General features: G+C 65.4%; 15 protein-coding genes. 7 read left to right on the top strand and 8 right to left on the bottom strand.

The features are described from left to right. Positions 1-326 precede the first annotated feature (326 nt). Complete coding sequence (locus ACHWUQ_RS13510; protein WP_239809732.1) at positions 327-2,792, top strand: adenosylcobalamin-dependent ribonucleoside-diphosphate reductase; 2,466 nt, start codon at positions 327-329, stop codon at positions 2,790-2,792. 101 nt (positions 2,793-2,893) lie between these two features. Here the strand turns inward: ACHWUQ_RS13510 and ACHWUQ_RS13505 are convergent, their stop codons facing one another. Continuing rightward, entirely contained in the window at positions 2,894-4,099 is a 1,206-nt protein-coding gene (locus tag ACHWUQ_RS13505; RefSeq protein ID WP_239809731.1) for an MFS transporter, read from the bottom strand. Between the two features lie 105 nt (positions 4,100-4,204). Between ACHWUQ_RS13505 and ACHWUQ_RS13500 the strand changes: the two genes are divergently transcribed. Then, the gene (locus tag ACHWUQ_RS13500) at positions 4,205-4,978 is read left to right on the top strand and encodes a helix-turn-helix transcriptional regulator (RefSeq protein ID WP_313332966.1); all 774 of its coding nucleotides are present in this window, start codon (positions 4,205-4,207) and stop codon (positions 4,976-4,978) included. Here ACHWUQ_RS13500 and ACHWUQ_RS13495 read toward each other — a convergent pair whose 3' ends face one another. The 5 genes from ACHWUQ_RS13495 to ACHWUQ_RS13475 form a co-directional block, all read right to left on the bottom strand. Next, complete coding sequence (locus ACHWUQ_RS13495) at positions 4,979-5,368, bottom strand: carboxymuconolactone decarboxylase family protein (RefSeq protein WP_312528122.1); 390 nt, start codon at positions 5,366-5,368, stop codon at positions 4,979-4,981. Then, positions 5,361-5,783 (bottom strand): MerR family transcriptional regulator, encoded by a 423-nt coding sequence (locus ACHWUQ_RS13490; RefSeq protein WP_313332962.1) that lies wholly within the window; start codon positions 5,781-5,783, stop codon positions 5,361-5,363. Before ACHWUQ_RS13490 ends, ACHWUQ_RS13495 begins: the two co-directional genes overlap by 8 nt. A gap of 126 nt (positions 5,784-5,909) precedes the next feature. After that, positions 5,910-6,215, bottom strand: a complete 306-nt coding sequence (locus ACHWUQ_RS13485; protein WP_239809727.1) for a DUF3567 domain-containing protein — start codon at positions 6,213-6,215, stop codon at positions 5,910-5,912. Between the two features lie 181 nt (positions 6,216-6,396). After that, the gene (locus tag ACHWUQ_RS13480) at positions 6,397-7,692 is read right to left on the bottom strand and encodes a DUF3108 domain-containing protein (protein WP_394681446.1); all 1,296 of its coding nucleotides are present in this window, start codon (positions 7,690-7,692) and stop codon (positions 6,397-6,399) included. Between the two features lie 48 nt (positions 7,693-7,740). After that, on the bottom strand, positions 7,741-8,541 hold the full coding sequence (locus tag ACHWUQ_RS13475) for an IclR family transcriptional regulator (RefSeq protein ID WP_312450707.1): 801 nt from the start codon (positions 8,539-8,541) through the stop codon (positions 7,741-7,743). A gap of 158 nt (positions 8,542-8,699) precedes the next feature. On the opposite strand from ACHWUQ_RS13475, the gene ACHWUQ_RS13470 reads away from it, so the two are divergent. Further along, complete coding sequence (locus tag ACHWUQ_RS13470) at positions 8,700-9,749, top strand: fumarylacetoacetate hydrolase family protein (RefSeq protein WP_394681445.1); 1,050 nt, start codon at positions 8,700-8,702, stop codon at positions 9,747-9,749. An 83-nt stretch (positions 9,750-9,832) separates the two neighbouring features. Here ACHWUQ_RS13470 and ACHWUQ_RS13465 read toward each other — a convergent pair whose 3' ends face one another. Further along, on the bottom strand, positions 9,833-10,279 hold the full coding sequence (locus ACHWUQ_RS13465) for a MarR family winged helix-turn-helix transcriptional regulator (RefSeq protein ID WP_239809723.1): 447 nt from the start codon (positions 10,277-10,279) through the stop codon (positions 9,833-9,835). A gap of 213 nt (positions 10,280-10,492) precedes the next feature. Between ACHWUQ_RS13465 and hmgA the strand changes: the two genes are divergently transcribed. The 4 genes from hmgA to ACHWUQ_RS13445 all read left to right on the top strand — a co-directional run bounded on the left by hmgA (position 10,493) and on the right by ACHWUQ_RS13445 (position 15,195). Then, a complete protein-coding gene (gene hmgA / locus ACHWUQ_RS13460) occupies positions 10,493-11,803 on the top strand; it encodes a homogentisate 1,2-dioxygenase (protein WP_312528131.1) in 1,311 nt (436 codons plus the stop codon). Between the two features lie 102 nt (positions 11,804-11,905). Continuing rightward, a complete protein-coding gene (gene fahA, locus ACHWUQ_RS13455; protein ID WP_394681444.1) occupies positions 11,906-13,225 on the top strand; it encodes a fumarylacetoacetase in 1,320 nt (439 codons plus the stop codon). Between the two features lie 89 nt (positions 13,226-13,314). Next, positions 13,315-14,286, top strand: coding sequence for a Bug family tripartite tricarboxylate transporter substrate binding protein (locus tag ACHWUQ_RS13450; RefSeq protein WP_394681443.1), 972 nt, complete (start codon positions 13,315-13,317; stop codon positions 14,284-14,286). Between the two features lie 207 nt (positions 14,287-14,493). Further along, positions 14,494-15,195: a haloacid dehalogenase type II gene (locus ACHWUQ_RS13445; protein ID WP_394681442.1), complete on the top strand. Its 702-nt coding sequence runs from the start codon at positions 14,494-14,496 to the stop codon at positions 15,193-15,195. A gap of 653 nt (positions 15,196-15,848) precedes the next feature. Here the strand turns inward: ACHWUQ_RS13445 and ACHWUQ_RS13440 are convergent. Then, complete coding sequence (locus ACHWUQ_RS13440; RefSeq protein ID WP_394681441.1) at positions 15,849-17,054, bottom strand: M20 aminoacylase family protein; 1,206 nt, start codon at positions 17,052-17,054, stop codon at positions 15,849-15,851. Positions 17,055-17,185: the final 131 nt, after the last annotated feature.

Below are 17,185 nucleotides of genomic sequence, written 5' to 3'. Positions count from 1 at the left end.
AATAAGCGCTTCCTCGCTCTCCAAGCATTGGCAGCGCGGCATTTCAGCGCTCGAGCCCAGCGGGTATGCAGCCACACCACAAGGGTGGTTTCGTGGTTTCCAGGATCGGCGATTGGGGGTAGATTGGCACATGGTCTCCAAACTGAAGTGCGTTTGGATTGGCCTATCGATTTCACCAAACTGCCGCCCTGACCCTGGGCATGCCCGAGCCACCATGCCCCGCTGCATGGCGCCGGGGTGTGGGTCGTCTGGCGCCAGTGCTGCCCTGGCGGCAGCCCATCGCCGCGATCTGCTTGCATACGACCGTTTTTTTGAGGATTTAACAGATGAAACGCGACCACATCACCCCGTCTCCCCAGGCCCTGGCTGCCCAGGCACCGCAGGCCATCAGCCTGGATGTGCTCAAGGAGAAATACTTCAAGGGTGATGAGTCCAGTATCGAGGACCTGTACCGCCGCGTCGCACGCGCGCTGGCTGCGGTGGAAAAGCCCGAGCTGCAGGCCGAATGGGAAGCCAGGTTCTACGCCAACCTGCATGCCGGCGCGATTGGCGCAGGCCGCATCATGTCAGCGGCTGGCACCGACATCCAGGCCACCCTGATCAACTGCTTTGTGCAGCCGGTGGGCGACTGCATCCAGGGCTTTGACGACGAGGGCTACCCCGGCATTTACGAGGCACTGCGCGAGGCGGCGGAGACCATGCGGCGCGGCGGCGGCGTAGGCTATGACTTCTCGCGCATCCGCCCCCGGGGCGCCGAGGTCAAGGGCACCGCCTCGATGGCCTCGGGCCCTTGCAGCTATATCAATGTGTTTGACCAGAGCTGCTCCACCGTGGAATCGGCTGGCGCACGCCGTGGCGCGCAAATGGGCGTGCTGCGCATCGACCACCCCGATGTGATGGAGTTCATCACCGCCAAGCGCACGCCAGGCCGCTGGAACAACTTCAATGTGTCGGTGGGCGTGCCCGATGCCTTCATGCAGGCGGTGGTGGACGATGCCGACTGGCAGCTGGTGCACAGCGGCAAGCCCAATGCCAAGCTGCGCGCCGAAGGCGCTGTGCAGCGCGAGGACGGCAAGTGGATCTACAAGACCGTGCGTGCCCGGGCGATGTGGGACACGATCATGACCTCGACCTATGATTTCGCCGAGCCGGGCATCCTGTTCCTCGACCATATCAACGACGACAACAACCTGCGCTACTGCGAGCGCATCGCTGCCACCAACCCCTGCGGTGAGCAACCGCTGCCGTCGTATGGCTGCTGCGATCTGGGCCCCATCATCCTGACCCGCTTCGTGCGCAATCCCTTTGGCTTTGGCGGCCTGCCGAGCTTTGATTTCGACAGCTTCGAGCAGGTGGTGGCCACCCAGGTGCGTGCGCTGGACAACGTGCTCGACGCCACCTTCTGGCCGCTGGAGCAGCAGCGCGAGGAGTCGGCTGCCAAGCGCCGCATTGGCGTGGGCTTTACCGGCATGGGCAATGCCTTGACAATGCTGACCCTGCGCTACTCCGACCAGGAAGGCCGCGACATGGCCAGGCGCATCGCCGAATGCATGCGCGATGCCTCCTACCGCGCATCGGTCGCGCTGGCCCAGGAGAAGGGCGCCTTCCCCAAGTTTGATGCCAAGGGCTATCTGGCAAAGGGCACCTTTGCCAGCCGCCTGCCCCAGGACATCCAGGACGACATCAAAAAGCACGGTATCCGCAACAGTCACCTGCTGTCGATTGCGCCTACCGGCACCGTCTCGCTGGCCTTTGCCGACAATGCCTCCAACGGCATCGAGCCGGCGTTCTCCTGGACCTACACCCGCAACAAGCGCGAGGCCGATGGCAGCAAGAGCCAGTACCAGGTCGAAGACCACAGCTGGCGCCTGTACCGCGAGCTGGGCGGCGATGTGGAGCAGCTGCCGGCCTATTTTGTCTCGGCGCTGGAGATGTCGGCCACCGAACACCTGGCGATGATGGAAACCGTGCAGCCCTATGTGGACACCGCCATCTCCAAGACGGTGAACATCCCCGCCGACTACCCCTATGAGGACTTCAAGAACCTCTACCTGCAGGCCTGGCGCGGCAACCTGAAGGGCCTGGCCACCTACCGCCCCAACAGCATTCTGGGTGCGGTGCTGGAGACCACACCGGCTGCCAAGCCCGAGGCAGCCGTTGCGGACAAGGCCCCCGCAGCCGCCGTGGTGGACCCGATGAAACTGGTGATCGAGCGCCGCCCCGAGGGCGAGCTGAGCGCCGTGGCCGACAAGGTCGAGTACTGGACGCAGGAAGGCCAGCAGCGCCTCTACATCATCGTCTCCTTCCTGCCGGTGCCCAGCGCCGATGGCAAGAGCATGGTGGACCGCGCGGTGGAGTTCTTCATGCCCGTGGGCCAGAGCGGCGAGTCGCAGCAGTGGATCACCTCCAGCATGCGCCTGCTGTCGCTGGCCGCGCGCGGTGGGTTCCTGGAACGTGCGCTGGCCGATATGCGCAAGGTCGCCTGGGACCGGGGCCCCGTGCGGCTGGGCACCTACCAGCGCGCCGATGGCACCCATGTGCCGATGTGGCATGACTCGGAAGTGGCCGCCATCGCCTATGCGGTGCAGCAGATCCTCGAGCGCCGCCGCCAGCAGAACCTGCCGGGCATCAGCAGCCCCACCCTGACCCCTGCAGTGGCCGCACCGGTGGTGAGCCAGGGCCTGCAGACCATGGCCGGCAAAAAGTGCCATGAATGCGGCGCCCATGCGGTGATCCGCAAGGATGGCTGCGAGTACTGCACCGCCTGCGGCGCCGTGGGAGCCTGCGGCTAATGCCGCGCTGGCGCTGAGCCCGGCCTTCAGCCGTTAAGCAAAACAAACGCCCGTGTCGCAAGACCGGGCGTTGGTGTTTTTCAGGGCCTCTCAGACCGGCATCAGCGTTTGGGCACCTTGGGCAGCAGGATGGCCACCATGCCCAGCAGTGGCAGGTAGGCGGCCATGGCGTAGACATACTCGATGCCGCTGCGGTCGGCGATCATGCCCAGCACGGCAGCGCCCAGGCCGCCCATGCCGAAGGCCAGGCCAAAGAACAGGCCCGAGACCATGCCGATCTTGCCGGGAATCAGCTCCTGCGCGTAGACCAGGATGGCCGAGAATGCGGAAGAGAGCACCAGGCCGATGATGATGGTGAGCACCACCGTCCAGGCCAGGTTGGCGTGGGGGAGGACCAGTGCGAACGGCGCCACACCCAGGATCGAGGCCCAGATGACGGGCTTGCGGCCAATGCGGTCGCCAATCGGGCCGCCCACCACGGTGCCCACCGCCGAGGCCAGCAGGAAGACAAACAGCAGCAGCTGCGCGTTTTGCACGCCCACGCCAAAGTGCTCCATCAGGTAGAAGGTGTAGTAGCTCGACAGGCTGGCAATGTAGAAGTATTTGGAGAAGATCAGCACCAGCAGCACGGCGATCGCGCCCAGCACCTGCGAGCGCGGCAGGCCATTGGCAACCGGGGTGCGCATGCCCTTGGCCGCATGGTGCTGCACGGCATACCAGCGGCTCACCCAGGTCAGCAGCGCAATGCCGCCGAGCGCTGCCAGGCCAAACCACGCAATGCTTTGCTGGCCAAAGGGCACGATCACCGCAGCGGCCAGCAGCGGGCCCAGCGCCGTGCCGGTGTTGCCACCCACCTGGAACAGCGACTGCGCCATGCCATGCTTGCCGCCCGAGGCCATGCGGGCCACGCGCGAGGATTCGGGGTGGAAGATCGACGAGCCGGTGCCCACCAGGGCAGCGGCGACCAGCACCGTGCTGTAGTTGGGCGCAAAGGCCAGCAGCAGCAGGCCGCCCAAGGTAAAGCACATGCCCAGCGGCAGCGAATAGGGCGTGCTGCGCTTGTCGGTGTAGAGGCCCACCAGCGGCTGCAGCAGCGAGGCGGTGACCTGGTAGACCAAGGTGATGAAGCCGATCTGGCTGAAGCTGAGCTGGAAGTTGCCCTGCAGGATGGGGTAGAGCGCCAGGATCAGCGACTGCATCATGTCGTTGACCATGTGGGCGGTGCTGATGGCGCCCAGCACGCCAAAGGCGGTGCGGGGCGTTGCAGCAGGGCGCTGCGCGGGACGGGCGGCGAGGGTGGAGTTCATGGCGGCAGGGGCCTGTGCGGTTCAACAGAAAGCAGCCATGCTAGGGCCGTACCATTTGCCTGTCTTGCGTATTTTGGGATAAAGTCTTCGCAAAATGGACATTCGATGCCTTACTACTTCCAGACCCTGGACGAGATGGAGCGCAGCCCTGTGCCCATTGCCTGCCATGCCACCGACTATGCGCCAGGCAGCAGCACCGGCACGCACCGCCACCCTTTCCACCACCAACTGATCTATGCCGTGCACGGCGTGATGCTGGTCGCCTCCGACGGGGGGCAGTGGATCGTGCCGCCCACACGGGGCATCTGGATGCCGGCCGGCACCGAGCACCAGGTGCGCCATATCGGCGAGGTGCGCATGCGCAGTCTGTTCGTGCGTCCCCATGCCGCGCCTGGACTGGCTGAACAGGCGCAGGTGGTGGGCATCTCGCCGCTGCTGCGCGAGCTGATCCGCGCGGCGATGCAGATCGACATTCCTTACGCGTCCGATTCACGCGACGGCCGGCTGATGCGTCTGCTGCTCGATGAGCTGCAGGCGCTGCCGGTGCTGCCGATGCACCTGCCCAGCCCTGCCGACCCGCGCCTGCAGCGCATTTGCGGGCATATCCAGCGCAAGCCCGAAGACCAGGCCACCTTGGCCGACTGGGCACGGTATTTCGAGGTGGATCCGAAGACCTTGCAGCGCCTTTTTCTGCGCGATACCGGCATGGGCTTTGCGCGCTGGCGCCAGCAGGCCCGGCTGTTGCTCGCGCTGGAGCGGCTGGCCCAGGGCCAGAAGGTGATCGATGTGGCGCTGGCCTTGGGCTATGACAGCCCGGGCGCCTTTGCCACGATGTTCAAGCGCCAGTTCGGCCAGACGCCGTCGGGGTTCTTCCGCTGATCAGGCGCCAGATGCCGGGCGATGCGCAAACACCTCCTTGGCCACAAACAGCCCATTGAGCGCAGCCGGAAACCCGGCATAGACGGCCATCTGCATGATGGTCTCGACCACTTCCTGCTGGCTGCAGCCCACATTCAGTGCCGCCTGGATATGTACCTTCAGCTGCGGCGCCGCATGGCCCATCGCGGTGAGGGCGGCCACCGTCGCAATCTCGCGGCTTTTGAGGTCCAGCCCGGGGCGGCTGTAGATGTCGCCAAAGGGGAATTCGATCAGGTAATCCGCAAATTCAGGCGCGATGGCGGCCAGGCTGGCCACCACCTGTTCGCCGGCGTGGCCATCGATCTCGCGCAGCTTGTCCAGGCCTCGTTGGTAGCGGGTGGTGTCAGCCATGGTTCGGCTCCTTCTTGGGCGTGGCGTTTTTGCGGGGCGGCGCAGAGGCCGCGCTTTCCAGCGCCTGGTAGTGGGCAATCTTGTCTTGCAGCGCCTGGGCGGCTTGCTGCATGGCGCTGATGTCGGCCTGCACCTCGGCCAGGTGCGTTTGCAGCATCTGGCGGCGGGCTGGCACGGTGGCATCGCCGCTGCTGCGCAGCTGGGCGAACAGGCGCATCTTCTGGATCGGCATGCGGGTGGTGCGCAGGCGGGTCAGAAAGGCGAGCCAGGCCAGGTCGGCTGCGGCATAGCGGCGTTGGCCGCCCGCTGCGCGCGTCACCGCGCCTATCAGGCCAATGCGTTCGTAATAGCGCAAGGTATGAGCGCTCAGCCCGGTGCGTTGCGCTGCTTCTTCAATGCTGAGGGGTGGTTCCATGCAGGCATTGTCAAAGTTAGAGCGCACTCCAAGTCAAGCGTTAATGCCGCTTTTGGGCGAAAAAAAGCTGTTTGCGCCTGGAGGGCACGCAAACAGCTGGGATGGGCTGGGAAAGAGGTGCAGCGTTTAATGCACGATCACCGGTTGTTGGGCCAGGCCGGTATAGCGGTCCAGCGTGGCCTCGACTTCTTCTTCCGTCGGTGCATTGGCTTGCCAGGCCTGGATTTGCTGGTGGAACATCTCTGCCCAGGCGCCATCCAGGTACAGCTCCTTGCCGCTGCGCTTGTCCACAATCTCAAAACCCTGGCGCTGCAGATGGCGCAGCGGCTCGGTCACGGTGGGGTTGGTGACGGATGCACCGTCATCGGACAGGGGCAGTTCTGGCGTCAGGTGCAACACCACAAATGAGTCCGAGTCGTAAATCATTTGCATGATGTTCCTCCTTGTGAAGTGCAGGTGGTGGCAGTTTGCCGATTTGCAAGCCTGCGTCCACAACCCCGTTGTAGCAGGTTTTGGTGGCATTCCCGGCCATTGGCGGTGTTTTTACAGCCAAACGTCGCAAATCAGGGACGTATGGCAAAGGCTTTGTCGTACAGGGCCGGGGAGGGCGTGCTCAGGGCGGGGTGGCCGGCTGGCCATCCACCGTGGCTGCCTGCAGCTGAAGATCGGCGAAATCGCCATTGGACTGGGACAGCCGGATCCGCACCGGCAGGTACTGCAGCGAAGGGGCCAGCCAGAGGTGGGCGGTCTGGTCCTGGCCTTTGCGCGGCTGGCGTGTCAGGCGCAAGGCCGGGGTGGCACCCGCGGGCAAATCCAGGGTTTCGGGGCCATCGACGACAAAGGTCCAGACCTCCGTGCTGCGTGCGCTGGTGACATTGATCGCGACCGTGCTGCCCGGCGCATAGCGCTCGGGGTTGGCCGCCACCATGCTCGACAGCTGCAGAAAGATCGACAGCCGGTCCTGCACACCCGCGCTGACTGCCTGGGGGTCATCGCCATCGCTGTAGCGGACACGGCCAGCGGCGGCGTCGAGATCGGCGCTGCGCTCCTTGCGTGCCTTGTCGACAAAACGCTGGGGCGCAAGGCCATGGGGGGTGATCTGGCCGCTGCTGGTCTGGCTGCGGCTGCCCATCAGGAAGGCCGACACCTCCTGCTCGGCCTGGTAACGCTGGCCATCGGTCTTGAAGAGCAGTTGCGCCTTGGCCGAGTACTGGAAGCCCTTGGCCGAGCCCTTGGCCTGGAACTGCAGCCGCGCAGAAGGCGGCAGCTTGATCGCCGGCATGGGGCCGGCATAGCCAGGGCTGCCAATGCCTGGGGCGGGTGCGGGTTCGGCCACGGCAGGTGCAGCGGCGTTGGGGGCATCCGCGCCGGGCGGGGAGGGGACCGGGTCGGGGGCAGGGCTGGAAGCATCCTGGCTTGTCACGGCATCGGACGATGGACGCTCGGCAGCGGAGCCGGAGAGGCTGTCGGAGGTGGGCGCCGCGCTAGGCTCTGAAGATGCGAGCAACTGGTCCAGCGCCGAGGGGGCGGCGGGCGGCGCCTCTGCGTTAACGGGAGGCGCCGTTTCGGCGCTGGCGGCTGCCAGCTGGTCGGCAGCGCTTTCCGGGGTTTTGGGCCCGACGCTGGCGCGGCTGGTGGGCGCCTGCTGCGGCGGCGCTTTCTGGAGCTGGGGGCGGGGGGCCACAGGGGCCGTTGGGGCAACGCGGGGCCGGGAGGCGGGCGCCGGAGCGGGCGGCGTGGCAACGGGAGGCGGGGGGCTTATCTGCCGCACCTCAAAGCGCAGCTCGTTGGGCGTGCTGCCGGTGATACGCGCCTTTCTCAGTGCCTCCTCCATCCCGGGCCAGGCCAGCAGCAGCCCGTGGGCGGCCAGCACGGCAAAGGTCAGCAGGATCAGGGGGCGTTGGCGCATGAGACGCTCAGTGTAGTACCAGCTGCGCAGGCCCACAGCGCAGCTGGATTAGGTCTGGCTGCCCCGTTCTGCGGCGTTGTAGCCCAGTTCATGCGAGAGCTGGGCAGCGATGGCCTGCAGGCCCTGGGCCATCGCACCTTGGGGGGCAGGGTCAAAGGTGGCTTGCGTGCCCAGGCTGGTGATGCCCAGCACCAATTGGCCGCGCGCATCGAAGACGGGGGCGCACAGCGCAGCGACGCTGGGCAGCAGCGTATCAACCACGGAGGCGATGCCCTGGCTGCGCACCTGGGCAAACAGCTGGTGCGCATCGGCAGCGGTCTGCGGCAGGTCGCCGCGCCCGGCCAGGCGGGCCTGCGCCAGTTCGCGCTCCAGCGCAGGTTCGGTGCGGGCGGCAGGCAGCCAGGCGCCAAAGCAGCGCCCTGTCGCTGACGAGAGCAGGGGCATCACATCGCCCAGCCGCAGATGGCCGGTAGTGCCATGGGGCGGCTCCTCCCAGTGCACGATCGTGGCGCCATGGTTGCCCCAGACCGCCAGCGCCACGGTATGGCCCAGGCCGTCAAGCCAATCGGGCATGCGCTCGCGCGCCAGCCGCACCGCGTCGCTGCGGCGCAGCGCCGCCAGCCCCAGCTGCAAAGCCATCGGGCCCAGGTCATAACGGGAGGTCGCCGCATCCTGCTTGACCAGACCGCTGCGCTGGTAGCTGACCAGGTAGCGGTGGGCCTTGGCTGCCGGCATTGCAGCGGCATGCGCCAGGTCTTTGAGCGCCAGCGGGCCACGGGCATCCACCAGCGCCTGCAACAGCGCAAACCCCACCTCGACCGACTGAATGCCTGCACGATCCTTGTCCATGGCGCTAGTTTAAGGTATTCTAAATAAAGGAATGCGTTTTACTAATCGTAATTTGGCGCGGCATCGCAGCGGTGGCGGCGCGTGCAGGCACCATGGCAAGCACCCAGCGCGGAACCAATCTGGCACGATAGAGGCATGTTTGACTGTGAGAAACCGGTATGAAGCTTGCAAGCTATAAAGACGGATCGCGGGACGGCCAGTTGGTCGTCGTCTCGCGCGATCTGCGCACGGCCCATTACGCCTCCGGCATTGCCCATCGCCTGCAACAAGCGCTCGATGACTGGGATTTCTATGCGCCCCAGCTGCAGGATCTGTATGACGCGCTCAATGCCGACCGTGCGCGCCACAGTTTTGACTTCAACCCCGCCCAGTGCATGGCACCGCTGCCACGCGCTTACCAATGGTTGAGCGGGGCCGCCTATCTGAGCCATGTGGCCTTGCTGCGCCTGGCACCGGGCGAGGAGTTGCCCGCTGCGCTGAAGACCGATCCCTTGATGTTCCAAGGCGCCAGCGACGCCTTCATCGGCCCGAACGATGACATCGTGGTGGCGAGCGAGGCCATGGGCATCGATTTCTCGGCCGAGCTGGCCGTCATCACCGGCGATGTGAAACAGGACACCAACCCGGAAGATGCACTCGACAGCGTGCGCCTGCTGATGCTGGCCAACCCGGTCAGCCTGCGCCAGCTGGAAGCGGCCGAGCGGGACAAGGGCGCCGGCCTGGTGCAGAGCAAGCCGGTGACCGCTTTCAGCCCGGTGGCGATTACGCCCGATGAACTGGGCGATGCCTGGCGGGGCGGCAAGGTGCACCTGGCCTTGCAGACCAGCTGGAACGGCCGCAAGGTCGGCATGTGCGATGCGGGCCCGGAAATGGGCTTTCACTTTGGCCAGTTGATCGCCCACGCGGCCAAGACGCGCCACCTGCGCGCCGGCACCGTGCTGGGCAGCGGCACCGTCAGCAACAGCGGCGCCGAAAAGCATGGCCGCATGGACTGGCCCAAGGGCTATAGCTGCATCGCTGAAAAGCGCAGCATGGAAGCGCTGCAAAAAAGCAAGAGCCAGACCGGCTTCATGCAGTTTGGCGACACGGTGCGTATCGAGATGAAGGGCAAGGACGGCAACAGCCTGTTTGGTGCGATCGACCAGAATGTAGCGTCGCTTTACCAGGCGCAGACCGATGCCGTGGCCGAGCCGGAGGCCACTGCATGACGACCCGGCTGCATGCTCGCGGGCAGCGGCGGCGCAAGCCGCTGCCGCGCCTTGCATGCAGCCATGCAGGCAGCGCGACGGCCTTATTCGGGCAGGCTGGTCTGGCGCGCGTGCTGCAGCAGGCGATCCAGCAGCACGCTGAGCTGCTCACGCTCGTCAACGGTCAAGGCCGACAGGATCTCTTCGTTACGGCGGGCGATGACCACCATCACCTTGTCCCAGTATTCACAGCCCTTGGGCGTGAGGCTGAGCACCACACCGCGCCCATCGACTTCGCTGGCCTGCTTGAGCACCAGCCCCTGCTCGACCAGGGCCTGGGTGGAGCGGCTGGCCTGGGCCTTGTTCAGGTTGGCGCGCATCGCCAGGTCATTGACCGACAAGGGGTGGAACGCGCCAATCGCTGCCAGGCAGCGGGCCTCGCTGATAGGAATGCCCACCTCCTCCTCGTACACCATCTGGGTGGTGCGGTCGGTGATCTTGGCCAGCGCATGCAGGCGGTGGGTATAGGTACGGTCCAGCGGCGTGTTCAACGCGTCTCCTTGGTTGGCTATGGGTGCTGGCTGGGAAAACAGCTACCGCGACTATGTCACGGAGCCCCGCTTTGCGGAAGCGCCCAGCTTGCGCCCGTGTCTGGTGTTTTCCCTAGGAATTCGCCCCCGAGGATTCGCGCGGTCCCAGCGCGCCGCCGGCAAGGTCTGCACCGGGATCGCCCTCAACCCAACAATGACTGACAGGAGATACGCATGCGCAGTGTGAATGCCGAGCCCCGGCACTATATGACAGGTTTTGCCAATGAATGGGCGACCGAGGCCGAGCCGGGCGCCTTGCCGGTGGGGCGCAACTCGCCGCAGGTGGCGCCGCTGGGCCTGTATGCCGAGCAGTTGTCGGGCACGGCGTTCACCGCGCCGCGCCACAGCAACCGCCGCAGCTGGCTCTACCGCATCCGGCCCGGCGCCATGCACGAGCCCTTTGCGCCGCTGGACCTGCCGCGCTGGAAAAGCCATGCCACCGGCGGCTTTGACGAGGTGCCCACGCCCCCCAACCAGCTGCGCTGGGACCCGCTGCCGCCGCCCGATGCGCCCTGCGACTTTCTGCAGGGCATCGTCAGCATGGCCGGCAATGCCGCCTGCGGCATCCACCTGTATGCGGCCAACCGCAGCATGGAAGGCCGCTACTTCTACAACGCCGATGGCGAGCTGCTGATCGTGCCCCAGCAAGGGCGCCTGCAGATTGCCACCGAGCTGGGCACCCTGGAGGTGGAGCCGCAGGAGATCTGCGTGGTCCCCCGGGGCGTGCGCTTTGCGGTGCAGCTGCTTGACGGCACGGCGCGCGGCTATGTCTGCGAAAACTACGGCGAGCTGCTCAAGCTGCCCGACCTGGGCGTGATCGGCTCCAACGGCCTGGCCAACCCGCGTGATTTCCAGACGCCGGTGGCCGCCTATGAGGACAAGGAAGGCGATTTCGAGCTGGTGGCCAAGCTGCGCGGCCACTTCTGGTCGGCGCGCATCGGCCATTCGCCGCTCGATGTGGTGGCCTGGCATGGCAACTATGCGCCCTACAAATACGATCTGCGCCGCTTCAACACGATCGGCTCGATCAGCTACGACCACCCCGATCCGTCGATCTTTCTGGTGCTGCAGTCGCCTACCGCGCTGCCGGGCGTGGATGCGCTGGACTTTGTCATCTTCCCGCCGCGCGTGCTGGTGGCGCAGGACACCTTCCGTCCGCCCTGGTTCCACCGCAATTTCGCCAGCGAGTTCATGGGCCTGATCGAGGGCGCCTACGACGCCAAGGCCGAGGGCTTTGTGCCCGGCGGCGCGTCGCTGCACAACTGCATGAGCGGCCACGGCCCCGATGCCGAGACCTTCGACAAGGCCAGCAAGGCCGACACGCACCAGCCGCACTACATCGACAACACGATGGCGTTCATGTTCGAGACCCCGGCCGTCATCCAGCCCACCGCCTATGCGCTGGAGACGGTCCAGCTCCAGCATGAGTACTACCGCTGCTGGCAAGGGCTGCAAAAGCATTTCAAACCGCAAGGCAAGGCCTGAGACCCTCGGCACGTTCCACCGCCGCCAAGGCCACCGAAACCGATCCGCAGCGGGCGCAGACCGCATGTTCGCCCGCTGCCACCCCACTGGAGACACCCACGCATGACCCGACTCAACGAAACCCACGCCCCCGCACTGCAAAGCTGGGTCAGCACTGCCCAGGCCGCTGGCAGCGATTTCCCGCTGCAGAACCTGCCGTTTGCCAGCTTCCGCCGCCAAGGCAGCCAGGAAGCCTGGCGCGGCGGCGTCGCCATTGGCGACCAGATTGTCGACCTGCAGGCGCTGGCCGCCAGCGGCAGCCTGAGCGGCGATGCGCAGCGCGCCGCCGAGGCGGGCGCGCAGGAATCACTGAACGCCTTGATGGCGCTGGGCCCTCAGGCCTGGAGCGCGTTGCGCCTGGCGCTGTCGCGCGGCCTGCGCGTGGGCGCGGCCGAGCAGGCGCAGTGGCAGGGCTTCCTGGTGCCGCAGGCGCAGGCAGCCTACCAGCTGCCCGCGCGGATCGGCGACTACACCGACTTCTACACCTCCATCCACCACGCCACCAATATCGGCAAGCAGTTCCGCCCGGACAACCCCCTGCTGCCCAACTACCAATGGGTCCCCATCGGCTACCACGGCCGCTCGTCGAGCATCGTGGTCTCGGGCACCTCGTTCAAGCGCCCGGTGGGCCAGACCAAGGCGCCCGATGCAGCGGTGCCGACGGTCAAGGCCAGCGCGCGCATGGACATCGAGCTGGAAATGGGCATCTTCGTAGGCCAGTCCAATGCACTGGGCGAGCCCGTCAGCATCGGCGAAGCCGAGGACCATGTGTTTGGCCTGTGCCTGCTCAATGACTGGTCGGCGCGCGACATCCAGCCCTGGGAATACCAGCCGCTGGGCCCGTTTCTGTCGAAGAACTTTGCCTCCACCCTCTCCCCCTGGGTGGTAACCCTGGAGGCGCTGGCGCCCTACCGCGTGGCCTTTGCCCGCCCCGAAGGCGATCCGCAGCCGCTGCCCTACATGGACAGCGCCCACAACCGCGAGGCCGGCGCCTTCGATATTGCGCTGGCGGTGGACCTGCAGACCTCCAAGATGCGCGCCGCCGGTGAAAAGGCCGTGCAGATCACCCAGTCCAACTACCGCCACGCGTACTGGACGGTGGCGCAGCTGGTGGCCCACCACACCGTCAACGGCTGCAACCTGCAGCCCGGCGACCTGCTGGGCACCGGCACCCTGTCGGGCCCGAGCCTGGACCAGGCGGCCGCGCTGATCGAGCTGACCGTTGGCGGCAAGCAGCCGCTGACCCTGCCCAATGGCGAGACCCGCACCTGGCTGGAAGATGGTGACGCCGTGGTGCTGCGCGGCTGGTGCGAGCGGCCCGGCGCTGCCCGCATCGGCTTTGGCATCTGCGAAGGCCAGATGCTGCCGGCGCGCGCGCTGTAAGCGACAGCTGCCTGGCTGGGGGCCGGTGGACAATGCACCAGGCCCCGGCACCACAGAGACAACAACGATTACCAACAGGAGACAACACCATGCCCACCCCTTTTTCCCTGCGCCAGCTGCTGGCTGCCGCTGCGCTGGCCTTGCCGGCGCTGAGCCAGGCTGCCTACCCCGAGCGTCCCATTGAATGGGTCGTGCCCTATGCGGCCGGCGGCGGCTCCGATGTGGTCGCCCGCGTCGTGGCCGAGCCGATGGCCAAGGCCCTGGGCCAGTCCATCATCATCCTCAACAAGCCCGGCGCGGCCACCAATATCGGTGCCGACTACGCGGCTCGCGCCAAACCCGATGGCTACACCCTGCTCACGGGTGACACCGGTACCCTGGCGGCCAACGCTTTTCTGTACCAAAAGCTCAGCTACAGCGCCGAGAAGGACTTTGCGCCGGTCGGCATGCTGGTGCGCTTTCCGCTGATCCTGGTCGTCAACCCCAAGCTGCCGGTCAAGAACCTGGCCGAGTTCACTGCCTGGGCCAAGGCGCAACAGGGCGGCGTCAGCTATGCCACGCCGGGCGCGGGCTCCCCCCACCACCTGGCGACCGAGATTTTCAAGGAACAGGCCAAACTGAGCCTGGTGCATGTGCCCTACAAGGGCGCAGCGCCTGCGGTGCAGGATGTGCTGGGCGGCCAGGTGCCCTTCATGTTTGTCGACTCGGTGGCGGGTTTTCAGAATATCCAGGCCGGCAAGCTGCGCCCCATCGGCATTGCGACACCGCAGCGCTCCAAGGTGTTTCCGGACGTGCCCACCCTCGATGAGCAGGGCCTGAAGGGCTTTGAAGCCTATGCCTGGCAGGGCATGGTGGTCCCCAAGGCCACGCCGCAAGACCGTGTCAACCGCTTGAGCGAGCAATTGCAGGCCACGTTGAAGGACCCGGCCGTGGTCAAGCGCCTCGAAGACATGGGGCTGGAGGTGACGCCGACGAGCCGCAGCGAGATGGATAAATTCCTCGTCACAGAGCGTAATAAGCTGGGCCCAGTGATAAAAACCAACAATATTCAATTAGATTAGTTAAAAATTGTGGAATTGCGTTAAAATCGAAGCGCCAGTTGGTTAACCATTCGGGTTAAAAAAGTTAAGTCACCAAGCGCGATGTCCTAGACATCGCGCTTTTTTTGTGCCCGCGCGCTTTCGGCCCTCGGGCTGACGCCTGCGCGATAGGGCGGCGGCCCGCACTGGCGCATGCTGGGGCGTGTTTTTACTTCGATGGAACCCCCCATGGCCGTAGCCCTCCCCCAGATTCTGGCGTTTGACGTCTTTGGTACGGTCGTCGACTGGCACGGCAGCATCCAGCGCGAGATGGCCGAGCGCCATCCGCAGGTGGATGGCGACGCCTTTGCGCTGGCCTGGCGCAAGGGCTACCAGCCGGCGATGGACCTGGTGCGCCAGGGCCAGCTGGGCTGGACGCGCATGGATGCATTACACCGCCGCATTCTCGACGGCATCCTGCCGCAGTTTGGGCTGGACGGCATGCCCGAGGCCGAGCGCGCCGCGCTGAACCGGGTCTGGCACCGATTGGCGCCCTGGCCCGATGCCGTCGCCGGCCTGCAGCGGCTCAAAAGCCGGTTTGTCATCACCCCGCTGTCCAACGGCAATATTGCGTTGCTGACCCACATGGCCAAGAACGCAGGGCTGCCGTGGGATTGTGTTTTGTCGGCGGAGGTGTTCCAGGCGTACAAGCCGGATCCCCGGGCGTACCTCGGCGTGGCGGATGTTTTTGGGGTGGAGGCTGCTTCGGTCATGCTGGTCGCCGCGCATCACAGTGATTTGGCGGCAGCGCGGTGGTGCGGGTTGCGGACGGCGTATATACAGCGGCCGCATGAATATGGGGCCAACCAACCCAAAGATGTAACCCCCCAACCCGACAACACCTATCACTGTCGTGATTTGTTGGATCTGGCGGATCAGTTGGGGTGTTGAGGTCTTGTGCTTTTTTGGGGTTGGGTCCGTTAGTCGTGCTGAGGCGCCGATATAGGGCCTGATCCTTCGTTGCGCAGGCTTGCCATACAAGCGTACTGTCTGCGCCTGCGACGCCTTTTTAAGATTGTTTTATGGGCTGTTAGGGGGCTGCTAATCGTGCGGGGGCGCCGATATAGGGCCTGATCCTTCGTTGCGCAGGCTTGCCGTACAGGCGTACTGTCTGCGCCTGCGCGCCTCGTCTCAGGCCCTATCTCGGCGTTGGGGTGGTGGGGTTGGGCGTTGCGTTTGCTTCTTTAGCCCGCTCCGGCAGACCGTTTCATTTCATGTAGCGCTTGGGGATGGCGCTGTGCTGAGTTTTTGAGTTTTGGGCTGTTGGTCTTGCGGGGGCGCCGATATAGGGCCTGATCCTTCGTTGCGCAGGCTTGCCGTACAGGCGTACTGTCTGCGCCTGCGCGCCTCGCCTCAGGCCCTATCTCGGCGTTGGGGTGGTGGGGTGAGTATTGCGCTTGCTTCTTGGGCCCGCTCCGGCAGTCCGGGTGATTTCAGGGCTCGCCTTGGTTGATGGGACGGAGAGGAGTGGTTTCAGCTGCTTTCAATGCAAAAAGCGCCCGGGATGTCCTCGGGCGCTTTGCTTGGGTTGCTGATTTCGCTTCTTATTTCTTCGCTTGGGCGAGCCACTTGGTGGCCAGTTGTACCCAGTACGTTGCGCCCAGGGGGATCAGGTCGTCGTTGAAGTCGTAGCTGGGGTTGTGCAAGGTGCAGGGGCCGCCGCCGTGGCCTATGGCGCGGTGGTCGCCTTCGCCGTTGGCGATGAAGCAGTAGGCGCCGGGCTTGGCTTCGAGCATGAAGGAGAAGTCTTCGGCGCCCATCGTGGGTTCTTGCGCCTTCACTTTATCGGCGCCGATGATGTCGATCATCACCTGGCGGGCGAACTCGGCTTCGGGGACGCTGTTGACGGTGGCGGGGTAGTTGCGGTTGAAGTAGAACTCGCACTGCGCATTGTTCATCGCGCAGCAGCCTTCGGCCACCTGGCGCATGCGGGCTTCGATCAGGTCCAGCACTTCGGTGCGGAAGGTGCGCACCGTGCCTTGCAGCTCCACGCGGTCGGGGATCACGTTGTTGGCTTCGCCGCCGTGGATCATGGTCACGGAAATCACGCCGGTATCGAGCGGCTTCTTGTTGCGGGTGATGATGGTCTGGAACGCCGTCACGATCTGGCAGGCGATGGGCACCGGATCATTGCCCATGTGCGGCATCGCGCCGTGGCCGCCCTTGCCGGTGATGGTGATCTTGAAGTCGTTGCTGGAGGCCATCACCGGGCCGGGGCTGACGGCCATGTTGCCGGCGGCCATGCCGGGCCAGTTGTGCATGCCGAAGATGGCCTGCATCGGGAATTTCTCGAACAGGCCGTCCTTGATCATCTCGCGCGCGCCGCCACCGCCTTCTTCGGCAGGTTGGAAGATCAGGTAGACGGTGCCGTCAAAATCGCGGAACTTGGAGAAGTGCTTGGCTGCGGCCAGCAGCATCGCGGTGTGGCCGTCATGGCCGCAGGCGTGCATCTTGCCGGCATGGCGGCTGGCGTGTTCAAAGGTGTTGGACTCCTGCATCGGCAGCGCATCGATATCGGCGCGCAGGCCCACGGCCTGGCCGCTGGCGCCGCCATCCTTGCCGTGCACGATGCCGACCACGCCGGTGGTGCCCAGGCCGCGGTGGATAGGAATGCCCCATTCCGTCAGCTTGGCTGCCACCAGATCGGCCGTGCGCACTTCTTCGAAGCACAGCTCCGGGTGGGCATGGATGTCTTTGCGGATCTGGGCAATGCTGGCCGCTTCGGCCACGATGGAATCAATCAGCTTCATGGGAAATCCTGTTGGCTACATGGGGATGTATCTGTCTGGCCGGTGCCGCGAGGGGCCAAGGCGTTGGCGCGCGGCGTGCCAAGCCCTCTATGGTGCAGCAAAGCAGGACACCCCTGCGCTGAAATGTCCTG

The sequence above is a fragment of the uncultured Comamonas sp. genome (assembly GCF_964277875.1).
Taxonomy (GTDB): Bacteria; Pseudomonadota; Gammaproteobacteria; order Burkholderiales; family Burkholderiaceae_C; genus Comamonas; species Comamonas sediminis.
This window is presented reverse-complemented; position numbering and strand designations above follow the sequence as displayed.

Coding starts and splice junctions, on each gene's coding strand:
- ACHWUQ_RS13510 (WP_239809732.1), top strand. CDS start 327: ATGAAACGCGACCACATCACCCCGTCTCCCCAGGCCCTGGCTGCCCAG.
- ACHWUQ_RS13505 (WP_239809731.1), bottom strand. CDS start 4,099: ATGAACTCCACCCTCGCCGCCCGTCCCGCGCAGCGCCCTGCTGCAACG.
- ACHWUQ_RS13500 (WP_313332966.1), top strand. CDS start 4,205: ATGCCTTACTACTTCCAGACCCTGGACGAGATGGAGCGCAGCCCTGTG.
- ACHWUQ_RS13495 (WP_312528122.1), bottom strand. CDS start 5,368: ATGGCTGACACCACCCGCTACCAACGAGGCCTGGACAAGCTGCGCGAG.
- ACHWUQ_RS13490 (WP_313332962.1), bottom strand. CDS start 5,783: ATGGAACCACCCCTCAGCATTGAAGAAGCAGCGCAACGCACCGGGCTG.
- ACHWUQ_RS13485 (WP_239809727.1), bottom strand. CDS start 6,215: ATGCAAATGATTTACGACTCGGACTCATTTGTGGTGTTGCACCTGACG.
- ACHWUQ_RS13480 (WP_394681446.1), bottom strand. CDS start 7,692: ATGCGCCAACGCCCCCTGATCCTGCTGACCTTTGCCGTGCTGGCCGCC.
- ACHWUQ_RS13475 (WP_312450707.1), bottom strand. CDS start 8,541: ATGGACAAGGATCGTGCAGGCATTCAGTCGGTCGAGGTGGGGTTTGCG.
- ACHWUQ_RS13470 (WP_394681445.1), top strand. CDS start 8,700: ATGAAGCTTGCAAGCTATAAAGACGGATCGCGGGACGGCCAGTTGGTC.
- hmgA (WP_312528131.1), top strand. CDS start 10,493: ATGCGCAGTGTGAATGCCGAGCCCCGGCACTATATGACAGGTTTTGCC.
- fahA (WP_394681444.1), top strand. CDS start 11,906: ATGACCCGACTCAACGAAACCCACGCCCCCGCACTGCAAAGCTGGGTC.
- ACHWUQ_RS13450 (WP_394681443.1), top strand. CDS start 13,315: ATGCCCACCCCTTTTTCCCTGCGCCAGCTGCTGGCTGCCGCTGCGCTG.
- ACHWUQ_RS13445 (WP_394681442.1), top strand. CDS start 14,494: ATGGCCGTAGCCCTCCCCCAGATTCTGGCGTTTGACGTCTTTGGTACG.
- ACHWUQ_RS13440 (WP_394681441.1), bottom strand. CDS start 17,054: ATGAAGCTGATTGATTCCATCGTGGCCGAAGCGGCCAGCATTGCCCAG.